The organism is Polaribacter sp. YIW18 (genome assembly GCF_057219325.1).
Genome location: NZ_JBXVVE010000006.1, coordinates 21,935 through 38,463, shown reverse-complemented (window position 1 = coordinate 38,463; position 16,529 = coordinate 21,935). Strand labels below are relative to the sequence as shown.

Sequence of the window (16,529 nt, the reverse complement as noted above, 5' to 3'; positions counted from 1 at the left end):
AACCAAAAACGAATAACCAAAAACGAATAACTAATTAAAATGAAAATTACAGACCACATTAAAAATGCAAACGGAAAAACATTGTTTTCCTTTGAAATTATTCCACCTAAAAAAGGAAATAATATACAAGAATTATATAATAATATAGATCCTTTAATGGAGTTTAATCCGCCATTTATAGATGTAACCACTTCTAGAGAGGAGTATGTGTATGTAGAAAAATCGGGTTTATTAGACAGAAAACTAACTAGAATGCGCCCAGGAACTTTAGGTATCTGTGCAGCCATAAAACATAAGTACGAGGTAGATACAGTGCCACATGTACTTTGTGGAGGTTTTACCAAAGAAGAAACCGAATATTTGTTAGTAGACTGTCAATTTTTAGGTATAAATAATGTAATGGCATTAAGAGGAGATGCTATGAGTCATCAAAAATATTTTTCGCCATCCAAAGGGGGGCACGAATATGCCTCTCAATTAGTAGCTCAAATACAAGATTTAAATGGTGGTAAATATTTGCACGATGTTGTAGAACCAGAAAACGCTGCCGATTTTTGCATTGGTGTTGCTGGTTATCCAGAAAAACACTTAGAAGCGCCCTCTTTACAAACCGATTTAAAACGCCTAAAAGAAAAGGTAGATGCAGGTGCAGATTATGTGGTTACACAAATGTTTTTCGACAATAAAAAGTATTTCGAGTTTGTAGAAGCCGCAAAACAAATTGGTATAAATGTGCCTATTATACCAGGAATTAAGCCCTTGGCTGTAAAACGTCATCTACAAATTTTACCACAAGTATTTAGAATCGATTTGCCAGAAACTTTAATAAACGAAGTTTCTAAATGCAAAACCAATAAAGATGTGCGCCAAGTAGGTGTAGAGTTTGCCATTGCTCAATCTAAAGAGTTGTTGGCAGCAGGTGTGCCAGTATTGCACTATTATTCTATGGGAAAATCGTCTAACATAAAAGAAATTGCGAAACAAGTTTTTTAGGGCGTGCCCTTTTTTGTTTTAAAATTTTGCAAGGCAAAACGAAAACAAAAAACGTCAGGCTTTCGGCACTCGCTTTGCACAAAAAAGTGCAAGAGCTCAAACAAAGCCTCAATCCTTCACGCACATACTTGAAAAAGCTATTGCATATAGAAACCATTGATAGTTTTATCAATAGAAATAATTTAAGCAAAATAAAAAGGCAAATAATTTAATTACTTTTGTATATCAAATTAATAACAATCAATTTTAAAAACATATAAAATGGCATTAGAAATAACAGACGCAACTTTTGAAGAAGTAGTATTAAAATCAGACAAACCAGTATTAGTAGATTTTTGGGCAGCTTGGTGTGGGCCATGCAGAATGGTAGGACCCATTGTAGACGAAATACATGCAGAATACGATGGTAAAGCAGTTGTAGGTAAAGTAGATGTAGATGCCAACCAAGAATTTGCTGCAAAATACGGAGTAAGAAACATACCAACAGTTTTAGTGTTTAAAAACGGAGAAGTTGTAGATAAACAAGTAGGTGTTGCTCCAAAAAAAACATATACAGATAAAATAGAAGCTGCGTTATAGTAGAGTAGCAATATTTTTTATGATCTTAAAAAGGTTTGGCTAACGCTAAACCTTTTTTTATTTTAGTAAAATTCAATTTTTAAAAGTAACAAAAGCTATTTTGTAATAATATTTAGACAATAGTACAGATTATAACCCTATTTTTAAAGAAACTATAGCAAACTACAGATCATTTAAAAAGAGTATTAGAAACTAAAAAGTAAGTATGAATTTATCTAAAATAAAATCTTCTGAAATTAAAAACCTAAACATGTTAGCAAAAAGTGTGGTAGAAGGTTTTATAACAGGTATACATAAAAGTCCATTTCATGGTTTTTCTGTAGAGTTTTCTGAGCACAAACTTTATAATAAAGGCGAAAGTACACGTCATATAGATTGGAAATTGTATGCGAAAACAGAAAAGTTATATACTAAAAAATACGAAGAAGAAACTAATTTGCGATGTCATATTATTATAGATAATTCTGCATCTATGCATTACCCCATTGTAAAAAAGCAAACATTAGCTTCTTTAAATAAGGTGGGTTTTTCTGCGGTAGCGGCAGCCTCTTTAATGGAAATCTTAAAGCGTCAAAGAGATGCTGTTGGTTTAAGCATTTATTCAGATTTATATGAATATTACGCACCCGAAAAAGGGAGTGAACGTCATAGAAAGATGTTAATTCATCAATTAGAACAATTATTAGTGTCAACATCTACCAAGACTACAGAAACGTATAAATATTTGCATGAAATTGCAGAAAAAATTCACAGGCGTTCATTAATTTTTCTGTTTACTGATATGTTTCAAACAACCAAAGAAAACGAGGCGCTTTTTGAAGCTTTACGTCATTTAAAATACAACAAACACGAGGTGGTTTTATTTCATACGTTTGATGGTAAAACAGAACTAAACTTTAATTTTGATAATTCACCCAAGAAATTTATCGATTTAGAAACCGGAGAAGAAATAAATGTTTACGCAGAAAATGTTAAAGAAAAATACAGGGAAATTGTAGGAAATTATTTTAAAGATTTGAAAAATAAATGTTTACAGTATCAAATAGATTATGTTCCTGTAGATATTAATGCAGGTTTTAATGATGTATTGACAAAATATTTAATTAGTAGAAAAAAAATTAGATAATAATTCATTTTTTTATTTGCAGATATTAAAATCTATTATATATTTGCATCCGCTATAAGCAACGGTTTGGTAGTTCAGCTGGTTAGAATACCTGCCTGTCACGCAGGGGGTCGCGGGTTCGAGTCCCGTCCAGACCGCTTTTTTAGAAGATAAACCCTTAAGGTTCAACACTTTAAGGGTTTTTTAATACCCGATAGGGATAGTTGTAGGGACAAAGTGACTGAAAATCACTACCTTTACATCATGGGTAGTTTATTTCTCACATATCTTATTAAGAAAAAGGAAAACAAGTTATTCCCCCATTTTACCTACGTTTCCAACAATAAAAAGACAAAAATATTTAGTGGTGTTAATTGTGAAGTATCTGATTGGAATAGGGATAAGAAACAAGTTAGAAGGAGTGATAAAGATTACAAGAAAAAGAACCTTCAAATTGATGTTTTAAGAACCAAATTAGAAGCCCTTATAAATCGATACAAGAACAACGATGAATTACTCTCAACGGAACAACTTAAACTTGAGTTAAAAAAGAGGGAAAAAGTAAAACAATCTTCAAGTATATCTTCATTACCAGCATATTCTTTGATAAAGAATTGGTTAGAAGATTATATGAGTAATGAACTAATCTTAAAAGGAACACGAAGAAAAACAAAATCATTAACAACTGATGTGCTTGATTTCATAATGGTAAGAGAGAAAGAACACGATACACTCTTGATTGATGATTTGAATGAAGAATTTTCGAGAGATTTAATGGTTTGGTTATTTGATAAAGATTTGGCTCCAAGTTCAGTTGAAAAAAGATTTGTAGTTCTTAATCAGTTTTGTAAGTGGTATAGTAGAATTTCCAAAGAATATTTTAGAATTGAAAAACCAAAAGAATTACAAAAATCAGTTTCAATCGGAAGAGGTGAGGATAAACCATTCTTAAAGAACGATGAATTACAAAAGGTATATAATTTCAAATCATTCAATTTCTTAATTCCAATCACAAAAAAAGGGCATGTAGAATGGGTGGAAAATAAAGAATACCATAAATACCTTAAACTCAAAGGAGATACAAAAACAAATGATAAAGATGGTGTTGTAGAACTCATCTTTGATAAAACTAAATATGGTTTACAAACATATACCACCTATGAAGTATATAAGGATTTATTTGTTTTCTTGTGTAGTGTAGGTTGTAGATATAGTGATGGAATAAAAATGAAACTTGATAATTTCTATCATGGGGAAAGAAGTTCAACCTCAACTATAAAAGATGGTGTAGAGGGTTTTTTTAAGTATTATCAGAAAAAAACTAAAACAGATGCCATTCCAAGAGTAAATGAGGTAAGTTTTGAGATTTACAAAAAGTATAGTAGAGGTAAATCAAAGAATGATTACCTCTTCCCTTTAACAGGAGATGGAAATTTTATTAGTGATGTAAAATTTAATAAGCACATAAAAAAAATATGTAAGATTATTGGTTTGAATAGAACTTTTGTAGATAGAGAAATTGGAATAGGAGGGAAAGAAAAATCAAGGAAAGTTGAGAAATTACACCAAGTAATTTCCTCTCACGTTGGAAGGAGAACCTTTATTTATAATATGGTAATGGATGGGAACTTTACAAATAATGAACTTATGACGATGACTGGCCATAAAAAAACAGATGTTTTCCAATCTTACTTTAAGTTAAAAGAAGAGATTCATAAAAAACCAAATACTCCATTCTTAAAACTTCACACCAATATTATACAGAGTGATGATGAGGTAGAAAAATTAAATGTGGATGGTTTTACAAAGCCAGAGAAAACTCTAAAACAAAAATTAGAGGAATTGGATTCAGTTAAGGATATGATTACTAAAAACGAATATGATAAAATGAGGAGTAATTTACTTAAAAATCCTTTCTAACTCATCAATTCAGTAAACTCAAATGGAGATACAATTGGTTGTTCCTCCAATCCTTTAACGAACTCTTCCCCTTGTTTCTTCTCCATTTTCTCAATACCTACAACCTTTCTAACCTTCCTCACAGAATGGTAGTGTAAATCACAAAGTTTAGCAACATCACAATTCTTCATACTTGGGTTTTCTCTCAAAACTTTAATTGCCTTTTGGATTTTAGGTTTGTTAATCCATTTTTCCATCTTCTCTTTACCTCTCACCTTATCGTTTTGTTTATATACTCCCATTTCTTTAGCTCTTTTAATTCCAAGAGCTTGTTTCTCTCTTCGTTCCCAATAATTTAGTTCTGCAAAACAACCTTGTAGATAAATCAAAAAGTTAATCGTTGGTGTTTCAACATACTCAACAACTCCATTCACATCTTTCTCAACCAAACTCCTTACACCAAGGTTCTCAATAACTAAACAAACATTGTTCTCATGTAAAAATGAAATGATTTCTGTTAAATCCTTAACGGAACGAGATATTCTATCAACTGAATAACAGATAATTTCCTTTACCCTTCCTTCTAAAATCATTTGTTTGATTAGTTTTCCTTTCTCTCTTTCAAATAAGCCAACTTTGTATCCACTAATTTTTTCTTCAATTACATGAATACCATTTTTTTCATCATCTTCCTTGATGTACTTATCAGTTGTTTGTTCAAAAGTGGAAACACGAACGTATCGAATTACTAATTTTTTACTCATATCGTTTATATTATTAAGATATACACAAATATACCCCTTTTTTATACAAAAAACAAGTCAAAACCCCCATTTTACTGGGATAATCATACATTTTCTTCCTATAAAAAAAACTATACCCCTATTTTATACAAAAGTGTAACCGAGAAACACTTTTCATCTCCAAACCCACCCAATTTTCTAAAACCCACCAAATGGGGGAGGGTTAAATGTAACTGAAAACTTTTAAAAAAGGTGAATAGTGAAATCGGAGTAAAAAATATCGAGGTTGAAATTTTTTACTACGGGAAGTTGATACAGTAATTACCCTTGCCAATAAAAATGAAATTCTTTATCTTTACGATAATGAAAATTGTGAATATAGAAAATAGAGATGTTTGGAGAGATGATTTACTTGATGGTGGAACTAAATGTAGATTTATCAAACCATATATTGAAAGGAGGTTAGAAAACTTTGATGATTTTATTTATGCTTCACCGAGAGTTGGATATGGTCAATTTGCTCTTTCTGTTGTTTGTAATGAATTAGGTTGTAAATCCACCATTTTCGTTCCAAAGGGAAACATTACACCAATTACTCAGAGGTGTATAGATTTAGGGAGTAAAATCGTTCAAGTTCCTATGGGATATTTATCTAACCTCCACCATAAATCAAAGAGATATAATGAAGAGAAGATCAACTCACATCTACTCCCTTTTGGTTTTGATTGTGATGAGATAATACAAGATGGCATTGATATTCTCAATTCCCTTCATACATGGAAGGATTATGATGAGGTTTGGTCTGTGATTTCAAGTGGAGTTCTTTCTCGTATTCTACAAGGTGTATTTACAAAAAGTAAAATAATCGGTGTAAGAATAGGTCATAATACAACAGAGAAAGAACAAGGAAGGGCACACCTCAAACTATCCCCATATAAGTTTGAGAAACCTTGTAAGAAAAATGAATTACCTCCTTTTCCATCGAATCATCATTACGATAGTAAAGGTTGGAAACCATTTGTAGAACAATCAAAATCTAATTCTTTGTTTTGGAATTGTGGAGGAAGTTAAATTATGGATAGAAGAGAATTTTCAAAGAGAAAGAAACTGATGGAGGAGAAGGTGAAACTCAAATTGATTGAGAAATACCCTCATATACATCAGTTATATAAAAGTGGTGAATTAACCTTGAAAAAAGCTTATGATGCCTCCCAAAGTGAAATGTTAGGGGTTGAAACTTTCAAATCTAAGGGGACAAAAACATATATCACCCACTCAACACGAATAGAAAAAGAAGAAAAAACCTCAACAAATATGATTCCCTTTGGTAGAAATCCTATTGGAGAGAACCCAAAGTATAATATTACTTTTGATGAGGTGAATAAGATGGATTACAATGAGTTTAAGGAGTTTATTCTATCTGTAAGAGGATTTCTATTGGAACTATGGGATAATCACAACATACCTCCTTATATCGGAAAAGATAAAAAAGGGATAATTGATGATATTGAAAAGTTGATTGAGTTTGATGTTGAACGAATGTGGAAGAAAGGTGATGATATATATGAATATATAATCTCAAATAATTTCCACTATGGTTCATCTTGTAATCAGTTCCAACCATCACTCCATAAAACTCGGGTTAGCTCTGTGAGTATGTATGATATAATCAAAGAACCTTCATTAGAATTAAAGTTTGTAAGAACCTTCACAAGAAATCTCAAACAAGATAAAATGTATATGATTTCGAAGATGATGAAATCTAAACATGATTATAAAAGTTTAGATAAGAAGAAGTTTGGTTTAATGATACATTCAGTAAAAAAGAAAGATGAGATTTCATTTACTAAAAAAGAGATAGAAAAATTAAGAAATGAAGGGGTTATAGAGTATTACCATATTAAAAACATTAGTAGTGAGTTGGAAGGCTCAACTTATTTCCATCTCCGTTATTTTAAGAGAAATGAAAAAATAACTAAACATATAATACATACTCTTCGTGTTGGTTTTAGTAATACACCAACCAATCTCTCTCCATTAGTATCGAGATATTTGTATGAAAAATATTTACCTAAAAGTGGAGGAATTGTATTTGACCCATGTAGTGGTTGGGGTGGTAGATTGATGGGTTCTATATGTAGTTCAAAGAACATTCAATATATCGGATGTGATGTGAACTCAAATATATTTGAATCTCGTTCATATGAGAGAATTGGTGAATTCATTGAAGAAGAAATTGGTAGGAAATCAAATTATAAGGTTCATCAAATCAGTTCAACAAGATTTAATGAAACCGATGATTATAAACAACATATAGGAAAGGTTGATTTACTATTTACCTCACCACCTTATTTTAACCAAGAAAAATATTCCACAGATAAAGAACAATCATATAATCTTTATCCTTCATACAAAGAATGGATAAATGGATACATTAGGGAAACTTTCCAAATTGGTTATGATTTGTTAAAACCAAATGGAGTTCTTCTTTTGAATATTGCTGATACAAAAGAACTTCCACTTGAATTGGATACTCTTGGGGTTTTAGAAGAGATTGGGTTTGAGTTTCAGTATGAGATTGGAATGAAAATGCAGAAATACCATGGATTGAATATAGAAAAGATATATAACCGATATTACGATGAAGATGGTGGGAAGTATGTGAAGGTTGAACCAATTTTAAAATTCATAAAAAACTAAATTTAGTTTATGTCGAAAAGAATGTCACTTGAAGAATTTATTGAAAAATCAAATATTAAACACAAAAATAAATTTGATTATTCAATCACAGAACAATTTAAAAGTCAAAGGGATAAGGTTTTTATAAAATGTCCCATCCATGGAAAGATTGAAGTAAATGTACATAACCATTTACAAGGAAGTGATTGTATGGATTGTAGTGGAAATACTAAAAGAAACACAAAATCCTTTCTCATAGAATTAGACAGTAAGGGGTTCTTATTCAAAGACCATGATTACTCATTAGTAGATTATAAAAACACCAACACAAAAGTTATTTTAATTGATAAAAAGTTTAACACTAAACACTTCATAACCCCTAAAGAACTTCTTAAAGGAAAGAGATGTTCATCATCAAATTTAATGGATGGATACTTAAATTTTGAAGATGCGAGAGAATTTGTGTGGAATTTAAATTTAAAAAATGAAAGGGAATGGAGAAAATATTATAAAACAGAAAATAGACCTTGGAATATTACCACCACTCCATCCAAAAAATATAAAGATAAAGGTTGGGTTTCCATGAGTGATTGGTTAGGAACTAAAAAAGGTTGGGATGGTAAACATCTTGATTTCGAAAAAGCTCGTGAGATTGTAAGAAATGAGAATCTTAAATCTCAAAATGAATGGTATGATTACATAAAAAGTAAAAAACCACATTATATTCCTTCAAACCCTCAATTTGTTTATAAAGAAAAATGGAAATCACTTCCTGATTGGATTGGAACAAACGAAGGTTGGGAAGGATACCAATGGAAAAGTTACGAAGAATCTAAAAAGTTTATCCATAGTTTAAATTTAAAGAATACAGATGAATGGGATGATTATACTTCAAAAAACAAATTACCCAAAGGAATACCGTCCTATCCGAATAGAATTTATAAAGAATTTGGATTCAGTATGGGAGATTGGTTGGGTACTGGGAATGTTTCTAATCGTGATAAAGAGTTTTATTCATTTAAAGAAGGTAGAGAATTCGTTCATCAATTAGGTTTAAAAAGTAGTACTGAATGGAAAAAATATACTAAATCCGATAAGTACGATAAAATGATTCCAAAAGCACCCCATATGACTTACAAAGAGTTTGTAAGTATGGGTGATTGGTTAGGTTATATTGGAGATGGTTCACATCAATGGACAAGAGAATATATTCTTGATTTCATTAATAACATTAAGGATGAACTTATTAAACTTGATTCAATAGAGTTAATTACAATAATCAACTCCAATAATTTAGCAAAGAAAATTAAAGATTTAGGATTTTTAGAAGATTTAGTTTCCTCCAAATCAAATACAGTTCAAAGGGAAAATGTAGTTTCAAAAATTCAAAAACATATTAGTGATTTAGTTGGTAATTCAGATGAAGAAGAAATAGTTGAAGAAGAAATTATAGAAAATGTATTTGAAGAAGAATTAAAAGAGGGAGATGATACTTTTTATGATAGTGTTGAGGAGGTTGAAGAATTAGCTGATTTCAAACCCCTTGAAGAATTAAAGTTTTATGATAACAAACTAATCACATCATCTCTTGATGATGAAAATATAGATTTCCTATTAAAAAATCAACTCAAAAAACTTTGGAATAGTGTTCTTAATAACGAAATCTCAGTTGATGAAATTATAAAAGAGGATGGAGGTAAAAACTTTAAATTAATAAAGGATAATTTTATTAATGAATATGAAGAAGTTCTAAAAATAATCCCTCCTCAAGATTATGTTTTCAAATACTCACCAAATTTGATGCAAAAACTTGTTACATACAGAATGAAACAAGAAAAATTGTATGGTAATTGGAGTGGAACAGGTGCAGGAAAAACTTTATCATCAATTTTTTGTGGGAGATATCTTAATCTTAAAAACACAATCATCATTTGTAATAATTCAACAATAAGTGGGTGGGTAAATTCAATTCACGAATATTTTGATAACTCTAAAGTTTATACTAAAACACAACTTAATGATAATGATGTTAAACCAAATAAATACCAAATAACTCACAAGTATAATATCAATCTCCAAAAGGATAGATATAATTATATAGTTCTCAACTATGAGACGTTTCAATTAGAGGATGGAGAGTTTATAGTATCAGAATTACTCAAAAGAAATACTATTGATTATATAATCTTAGATGAGGTTCAAAATGTTAAACAACGAAGTGAGAAGGATGAATCTTCCAGAAGGAGTGTAATTAATAAATTAATTATTCATTCCAAAAATGAAAATCCGAACCTCCATTTAATGGTAATGAGTGCAACTCCAGTAATTAATAACCTCGTAGAACCTAAAAAGTTAATAGAACTAATTAGTGGTGAAGTTCATGAAGAATTAGAAACAAAAAGTAGTATCAGTAATGGTATTGAAATGTATAAATCTTTAACAAGATTTGGTATTAGATATAAACCTAAATATGGTATATCGGTAAATGAGAACTTAATTCAAGTCAATGGTGATGGATTAACTGATGAATTAAAAAAAGTTCCCAAAGGTTCTCCAATAGGATTTGAGAAAGTTTTGATTAACACTAAACTTGAATCAATCAAACAATACCTCAAAAAAGGAACTCTCATTTATTCACATTATGTGACTGATTTGGTTAGTGAAATTGGAGAATTTGTTGGTGAACTTGGATTTACCTATGGTTTTTACATAGGAGAAGATAAAGAAGGTTTAAGAAGGTTTAAAAATCAAGAGATAGATATTTTGATAGGTTCTGCACCGATTGGAACTGGGGTTGATGGAATTCAATATGTATGTAATACTCTAATTCCATTAATACTACCTTGGACTAGTTCTGAATACGAACAACTTCTAGGAAGGATTAATAGACAAGGTTCAAATTTTGATAATGTTAATGTATACATACCCCAAGTAGTAGTTTCTCGTGGTGAAAAGGAATGGAGTTGGGATAAAAGAAGATACAATATCATAAAGTTTAAATCCACACTTGCAGATTTATCAATGGATGGAATCATACCTAAAGAACTTTCTCCTCCAAAATCAACATTAGTAAAACAGGCACAGAAAGAACTGGAAGAATGGATTGATAGAATTTCAGAGAATGATATTCTAACAATTGATAGAGAAGAAATTAAGATTCCTCTTAATCCAAAACAGATTGAGTACAAAAGGACGGAATTAGGAGACTTCTCTAAGTTAAATAAAAACTGGAGTGTTTCAAACTCTAAAACTATTAAAGAAAGATTAAAAAAAGATAAATCTGAATGGAATTATTATCATACACTTTACAGAGAAAAAAGGAAAGGTTGGAGTGAAATACCCTACATAGAGATTTCAAAAAAAATTAAAGATAGAAGTGATTGGATTGTTGCAGATTTAGGATGTGGTGAAAATCTTTTATCTAAAGAAATAACAAACAAAGTTTATCCATTTGATTATGTCGGAATTGATGAATCCGTTATTGAATGTGATATATCAGATATTCCATTAGAAAACAATAAAGTAGATGTTAGTGTTTTTTGTTTATCTCTGATGGGTTCTAATTACAAGGAATACCTTCAAGAAGGATATAGAATACTAAAACCCTATGGAAGTATGTTTGTTGTTGAACCTCAAAAAAAATGGGAAAACAATTCCGATAAACTAATTTCAGAATTAGAATTAATTGGGTTAAAAGTAGTTGATTCATATACCTCCAGTAGGTTTTTGTATATTCAATGTTTAAAACTAAAATAAATGAGAGTTTTTGTATTAAGAGCAGATTATGGGAGATACACTGATGTATTTAAAAAACAAAGTTATATTGGAATAGGTTGGTTTGAGGAAATTAATCCTATTGAAAATAATTGGGATTTGTTAGATAAGGGTTTTTTAAAAGAAAAATATAGAGAAAAATACCCTAATGATGTTGATATGAGAGTAAATCAAAATGTTGGACAAATATTTAGATTTATAAATGATATCAAGATTGGTGATATAATAATTTCTCCACATAACACAAATGAATTAATAATAGGTAAAGTAGTTGGAGATTTATATTTTGAGTCAGATAATACTTCTCCATATCCTTGGAGGAAAAAAGTAGAATGGTTTAAAAGTGATTTTAATAGACATAGTTTTTCACAACCTCTTCAAAACACATTACGAGCAACTTTAACTTGTTTTGAGGTAAAACAAAGGGATGAGGTTTTTGAGTTTTTAGGTTTTGGAAGTTCAAAAAAGATTGAAAAAGAAATAAAATTTGATTCAAAATCTGTTTATGATTCAATTAGAAATAAATTCCTTGAACTTAACCCAACCGAATTCGAACAATTGGTTTCATATCTATTGAGAACACTTGGTTTTGAACCCACACAAGAAATAGGAAAAGTTGGTGATGGGGGTATTGATTTTGAGGGTGTATTAGATGTAAATGGGATTGCATCGATAAATCTCCAAGTACAAGTTAAGAGATACGATAATAGTTCTATTGGTGAAAAGGAGATAAGAAGTTTCAGAGGAGCACTGAAACAAGATTTTCAAGGGTGTTTTATAACTCTATCAAAATTTCAGAAAAAAGCAATTATAAGTTCCTCAAAAGAAGGTTACAAAGGAATTCAGTTAATTGATGGAACTAAGTTTATCGAATTATTTATACAACAATATGAAGAAATCATTGATGTAATTCAAAGTGATGATAATGATGAATTATTAGATAAACTTCAATTCAAAAAATCATTGTTACCAATTTAAAAAGTGTAACCGAGAAACATTTTTTATAATTAATATAATTGTTCAAAATCTGAAATAACATCTCATATGATTAGTAGGTTAATAGAAACCGAAGATGGAGTTTAGTAAATATTAATCAAACAATCCAAACATATCTAACATGAAGTAAACAAGGAATAAATTAATACCAATCATTATCCATTTAATTACCGAATAAGATTCTGATAAACTATTCAAAAATTTAAACAAGAAATAACCAGTTACAAATATGAGAACTGATTTAAACCATCCATATTGAAAACCCATTGGAATACAAAAAATAGCAAGAAAGACTGTTGGTAGAAATGAAAAAGTACTATCTGAAGATTCATAAATATTTCCGTAAGGATGTTCACCTCTCGATTCGTAACCTATTTGACAAGCATTACAATATTGATAAACATTTAATTGTGATTTTCTTCTACAACCCAAACACACTCCAAAAGAACTCATAATTCAGTACTTCAATTATGTAAAAATAAGAAAAAATAGTTTAATAATAATTTTGAAAAAGTGATGATAATGATGAATTATTAGATAAACTTCAATTCAAAAAATCATTGTTACCAATTTAAAAAGTGTAACCGAGAAACATTTTTTATAATTAATATAATTGTTCAAAATCTGAAATAACATCTCATATGATTAGTAGGTTAATAGAAACCGAAGATGGAGTTTAGTAAATATTAATCAAACAATCCAAACATATCTAACATGAAGTAAACAAGGAATAAATTAATACCAATCATTATCCATTTAATTACCGAATAAGATTCTGATAAACTATTCAAAAATTTAAACAAGAAATAACCAGTTACAAATATGAGAACTGATTTAAACCATCCATATTGAAAACCCATTGGAATACAAAAAATAGCAAGAAAGACTGTTGGTAGAAATGAAAAAGTACTATCTGAAGATTCATAAATATTTCCGTAAGGATGTTCACCTCTCGATTCGTAACCTATTTGACAAGCATTACAATATTGATAAACATTTAATTGTGATTTTCTTCTACAACCCAAACACACTCCAAAAGAACTCATAATTCAGTACTTCAATTATGTAAAAATAAGAAAAAATAGTTTAATAATAATTTTGAAAAAGTGATGATAATGATGAATTATTAGATAAACTTCAATTCAAAAAATCATTGTTACCAATTTAAAAAGTGTAACCGAGAAACACTTTTTATCTTTTGTAAACTTCATCCACGATAGAAATTACATCATGGAATGATAATTTATCTTTACTATTCTCAACCATTTTTTTGATTTCATATTTTAACCTTGATTTTACCTCACCATCATCACCAATTGTTTTAATCATTCTAAATGCAGATTTTAATGATATCTCACCACTTAACACAGAATTGAGTAATTCTTCATCATTACTTTCTTCTATTTTCTTCAATCTATCATCATTAACATTAGAAATACCAACTTCTTTATGTAAATACTCTCTTAGTTTTAGAGAACCCATAAGTTCTTTTCTTTTTTTGAGAGGTAAAGATTTCATTTGAGATTTTAAGGTTCTGTATTCGTTGATTTTTTCAATTAAACTCTTTTCTCTGTGCCTGTTTGATTGTATTAACTCAATAATTTCTAACTCATCAACAGATTTATAGATTATATCAATTGTATCTATTCCCAATCTTTTGATTGTGTTATATCTTCTGTGGCCAGAAATCAATTGATTGGTTTTTTCATTCACCAAACATGGTTCTAACTGCCCATAAAGTTGGATGGAACTCTCCAAATCTTCATCTTCTTTTGTGTGTTTAGATGAATAGATTTGATAATTAATTGGATTTTCTTTGATTGATTCTATCGGAACTCTTAAAATCTCTCCTATTTGTTTTTTTTTATCTTCCATATAATCGTAAAAGTAATGAAATGGATACTATCACTAAAATTTATTTAAAACCCCTTAAAATCGTTAGTATCATTTACAGAATTTGATATTTTTTTACAATTTTTTATCGTTTGGGATATTTTTCCATATTTATAATTGTGGAACATCAACATAATGTTCCTATTCCTTTACCATTTTCTTGGTAAGAAACCAATCAACGATGGGTACGAGTGGGTAAGTACAACCAAGTTTGGCTCATAAGAGTATGTTTAGGTGTTCGTTGAGGAATGAAACTCATTAGAGTTTTTCTATCGGTGGATAGGGTGTGAATGGTTATACTAATCAGAACAGATTCTTAATGGGGAGTAAAATCCCTTTTAAGGGAGAAGTGTTCCCAATTACCAAATCAGTAACAAAGAAAAAATATATAAAAAGAAATTTCAACCTCGTTTAAAAAGAATTATCACTAAAGAAAAAATACCAAATCGATTCAGAAATATATATTTAAAACATGGTAAGAGTATCGAGATTGGAGTATTGAGAAATCTAAAGAAGAATTATTAAAAGTATTTTCAAATGATAATAACAATAGGAAAGATGAGGTTGAAACAAGTTGATGGTTCATCAATAGATGATATAACCTTCAAGGATATAGATAAAGATAAAGAATATTCTTTTGATGAGTATATGGAATTAATTGAAAAATAATTATGCAAAGAAAAATGAATGAAATAGAAGGTTTCACTTTTGATGGAATTATCCAATTGAGTGAGAATAAATGGGGAAAAAAGTACACCATGGGAATAATGGATATACTCTATCTCCACCACTTACAATCTCGTGGGATTTGTGGAAAAAGAATTGAGGATATGAAAACTTATTTAATGAGAGAGGGTTATAGTAGTAACGAAACTCTATCAATGATAAAAAGATACAGTCTCGTTAAGAATGATTTATTTGAATACACTACTAAAACTCAATCAATGATGGATAGGATGAAAGAGTATGGGAATACTAAAACAATAACCTCTTGGGAACAAGTAGATAATCTCCATTTGGGAATTGTGGAAGAAGATAAAGGTTGGAAGGTGATCGATATATCACAAGGAACTGAAAAACTAATTGCAAGGATAAATGAGGGGGTGTATTGGATAGATACACACCTCAACCCAAACCAAATGAATTATATAACTAAAACAGCAAAGATGTTGAAACAAACATCAATAGGAGGAATACTATGATAAGAGTAGAAACCAAACATTTATTTAGTGAGGGGGTTTCTCCACATATCAAATCACTAATATTAAAAACAAGAGCGGGGATAGTTCTTAATGAGAATGAAAAGAAAAAACTGAATAGATTTAATGAGAGTGTGAGTATGAAAGAAATACCGAAAAACAGAAAGGGAGTTGTTCCTCCAAACTATATACCTCAACCTAATGAAGATGAATTAGAGGATATGATAGATTTAGATGAAATCCTACGAGAGATGGGTTATGGAGATGATGAGGACACAGATGATTTATCTGTTTTAGATAAAGAAACATTAAGAGATTTTATTAAGAAAGAAGTTAGAAATCACTACGAAGAGATGTTAAAAGACGATGAGGATTTCGATTTTAATGAAATCATAGAAAATATATTAAAAATGGATTATTAAGATGAGAGTAAAGTTTTCTTCTACAAAAATCACTAATTCAAGTGTAAAAGTTGATAAATACTTAAATGTCATTTACGAATTAAAAGATGAATTAGAACAAAGAGATGTAGTAATAGAGTTGTTGGAAGATATAGGAAATTGGAGAGTTTGTTTAGATGAAATTGAGTTATCATTAAAATCTCAACATCTATCAAATGAGAACTATTATGAAATAGATAATGAAAATAAAGACCTAATAATTTACTAG

The 16,529-nt window shown here is 29.6% G+C and carries 15 protein-coding genes and 1 tRNA gene; 12 read left to right on the top strand and 4 right to left on the bottom strand.

Features of this window, described 5'->3' with window-relative positions; translation table 11 throughout:
* Positions 1-39: 39 nt before the first annotated feature.
* From metF to AC2D6T_RS07725, 5 genes are all read left to right on the top strand, one after another.
* A complete protein-coding gene (gene metF, locus AC2D6T_RS07745) occupies positions 40-993 on the top strand; it encodes a methylenetetrahydrofolate reductase [NAD(P)H] (protein ID WP_484681091.1) in 954 nt (317 codons plus the stop codon).
* 261 nt (positions 994-1,254) lie between these two features.
* Entirely contained in the window at positions 1,255-1,572 is a 318-nt protein-coding gene (gene trxA, locus AC2D6T_RS07740) for a thioredoxin (RefSeq protein ID WP_298947157.1), read from the top strand.
* A gap of 205 nt (positions 1,573-1,777) precedes the next feature.
* Positions 1,778-2,698: a DUF58 domain-containing protein gene (locus AC2D6T_RS07735; protein ID WP_484681090.1), complete on the top strand. Its 921-nt coding sequence runs from the start codon at positions 1,778-1,780 to the stop codon at positions 2,696-2,698.
* Between the two features lie 63 nt (positions 2,699-2,761).
* Positions 2,762-2,835 (top strand) — tRNA-Asp (locus AC2D6T_RS07730).
* A gap of 79 nt (positions 2,836-2,914) precedes the next feature.
* Positions 2,915-4,597 carry a hypothetical protein gene (locus AC2D6T_RS07725; protein WP_484681089.1) on the top strand — a complete coding sequence of 561 codons (1,683 nt, stop codon included), beginning with the start codon at positions 2,915-2,917 and terminating at the stop codon, positions 4,595-4,597.
* Here the strand turns inward: AC2D6T_RS07725 and AC2D6T_RS07720 are convergent.
* On the bottom strand, positions 4,594-5,340 hold the full coding sequence (locus AC2D6T_RS07720) for a recombinase family protein (protein WP_484681088.1): 747 nt from the start codon (positions 5,338-5,340) through the stop codon (positions 4,594-4,596). The genes AC2D6T_RS07725 and AC2D6T_RS07720 overlap by 4 nt on opposite strands.
* Before the next feature lie 318 nt (positions 5,341-5,658).
* Here AC2D6T_RS07720 and AC2D6T_RS07715 point away from each other — a divergent pair, with 318 nt between their 5' ends.
* The 4 genes from AC2D6T_RS07715 to AC2D6T_RS07700 are packed head-to-tail and all read left to right on the top strand — an operon-like array spanning position 5,659 to position 12,750.
* Positions 5,659-6,390, top strand: a complete 732-nt coding sequence (locus AC2D6T_RS07715) for a hypothetical protein (RefSeq protein ID WP_484681087.1) — start codon at positions 5,659-5,661, stop codon at positions 6,388-6,390.
* A 3-nt stretch (positions 6,391-6,393) separates the two neighbouring features.
* Entirely contained in the window at positions 6,394-8,019 is a 1,626-nt protein-coding gene (locus AC2D6T_RS07710; protein ID WP_484681086.1) for a DNA methyltransferase, read from the top strand.
* Positions 8,020-8,040: 21 nt separating this feature from the next.
* The gene (locus AC2D6T_RS07705) at positions 8,041-11,754 is read left to right on the top strand and encodes an SNF2-related protein (protein WP_484681085.1); all 3,714 of its coding nucleotides are present in this window, start codon (positions 8,041-8,043) and stop codon (positions 11,752-11,754) included.
* Complete coding sequence (locus tag AC2D6T_RS07700) at positions 11,755-12,750, top strand: restriction endonuclease (RefSeq protein ID WP_484681084.1); 996 nt, start codon at positions 11,755-11,757, stop codon at positions 12,748-12,750. It abuts the gene before it with no gap.
* Between the two features lie 111 nt (positions 12,751-12,861).
* Here AC2D6T_RS07700 and AC2D6T_RS07695 read toward each other — a convergent pair whose 3' ends face one another.
* The 3 genes from AC2D6T_RS07695 to AC2D6T_RS07685 form a co-directional block, all read right to left on the bottom strand.
* Positions 12,862-13,221: a hypothetical protein gene (locus AC2D6T_RS07695; protein ID WP_484681083.1), complete on the bottom strand. Its 360-nt coding sequence runs from the start codon at positions 13,219-13,221 to the stop codon at positions 12,862-12,864.
* 233 nt (positions 13,222-13,454) lie between these two features.
* Complete coding sequence (locus AC2D6T_RS07690; RefSeq protein ID WP_484681083.1) at positions 13,455-13,814, bottom strand: hypothetical protein; 360 nt, start codon at positions 13,812-13,814, stop codon at positions 13,455-13,457.
* A 145-nt stretch (positions 13,815-13,959) separates the two neighbouring features.
* Positions 13,960-14,643, bottom strand: coding sequence for a ParB/RepB/Spo0J family partition protein (locus AC2D6T_RS07685; RefSeq protein WP_484681082.1), 684 nt, complete (start codon positions 14,641-14,643; stop codon positions 13,960-13,962).
* A gap of 701 nt (positions 14,644-15,344) precedes the next feature.
* Here AC2D6T_RS07685 and AC2D6T_RS07680 point away from each other — a divergent pair.
* From AC2D6T_RS07680 to AC2D6T_RS07670, 3 genes are all read left to right on the top strand, one after another.
* Positions 15,345-15,863: a hypothetical protein gene (locus AC2D6T_RS07680; protein WP_484681081.1), complete on the top strand. Its 519-nt coding sequence runs from the start codon at positions 15,345-15,347 to the stop codon at positions 15,861-15,863.
* A 137-nt stretch (positions 15,864-16,000) separates the two neighbouring features.
* Entirely contained in the window at positions 16,001-16,282 is a 282-nt protein-coding gene (locus AC2D6T_RS07675) for a hypothetical protein (protein ID WP_484681080.1), read from the top strand.
* 1 nt (position 16,283) lies between these two features.
* The gene (locus tag AC2D6T_RS07670; protein WP_484681079.1) at positions 16,284-16,529 is read left to right on the top strand and encodes a hypothetical protein; all 246 of its coding nucleotides are present in this window, start codon (positions 16,284-16,286) and stop codon (positions 16,527-16,529) included.

Coding starts and splice junctions, on each gene's coding strand:
- AC2D6T_RS07695 (WP_484681083.1), bottom strand. CDS start 13,221: ATGAGTTCTTTTGGAGTGTGTTTGGGTTGTAGAAGAAAATCACAATTA.
- AC2D6T_RS07735 (WP_484681090.1), top strand. CDS start 1,778: ATGAATTTATCTAAAATAAAATCTTCTGAAATTAAAAACCTAAACATG.
- AC2D6T_RS07710 (WP_484681086.1), top strand. CDS start 6,394: ATGGATAGAAGAGAATTTTCAAAGAGAAAGAAACTGATGGAGGAGAAG.
- AC2D6T_RS07715 (WP_484681087.1), top strand. CDS start 5,659: ATGAAATTCTTTATCTTTACGATAATGAAAATTGTGAATATAGAAAAT.
- AC2D6T_RS07720 (WP_484681088.1), bottom strand. CDS start 5,340: ATGAGTAAAAAATTAGTAATTCGATACGTTCGTGTTTCCACTTTTGAA.
- AC2D6T_RS07685 (WP_484681082.1), bottom strand. CDS start 14,643: ATGGAAGATAAAAAAAAACAAATAGGAGAGATTTTAAGAGTTCCGATA.
- AC2D6T_RS07700 (WP_484681084.1), top strand. CDS start 11,755: ATGAGAGTTTTTGTATTAAGAGCAGATTATGGGAGATACACTGATGTA.
- AC2D6T_RS07670 (WP_484681079.1), top strand. CDS start 16,284: ATGAGAGTAAAGTTTTCTTCTACAAAAATCACTAATTCAAGTGTAAAA.
- AC2D6T_RS07680 (WP_484681081.1), top strand. CDS start 15,345: ATGAATGAAATAGAAGGTTTCACTTTTGATGGAATTATCCAATTGAGT.
- metF (WP_484681091.1), top strand. CDS start 40: ATGAAAATTACAGACCACATTAAAAATGCAAACGGAAAAACATTGTTT.
- AC2D6T_RS07690 (WP_484681083.1), bottom strand. CDS start 13,814: ATGAGTTCTTTTGGAGTGTGTTTGGGTTGTAGAAGAAAATCACAATTA.
- AC2D6T_RS07705 (WP_484681085.1), top strand. CDS start 8,041: ATGTCACTTGAAGAATTTATTGAAAAATCAAATATTAAACACAAAAAT.
- trxA (WP_298947157.1), top strand. CDS start 1,255: ATGGCATTAGAAATAACAGACGCAACTTTTGAAGAAGTAGTATTAAAA.
- AC2D6T_RS07675 (WP_484681080.1), top strand. CDS start 16,001: ATGAAAGAAATACCGAAAAACAGAAAGGGAGTTGTTCCTCCAAACTAT.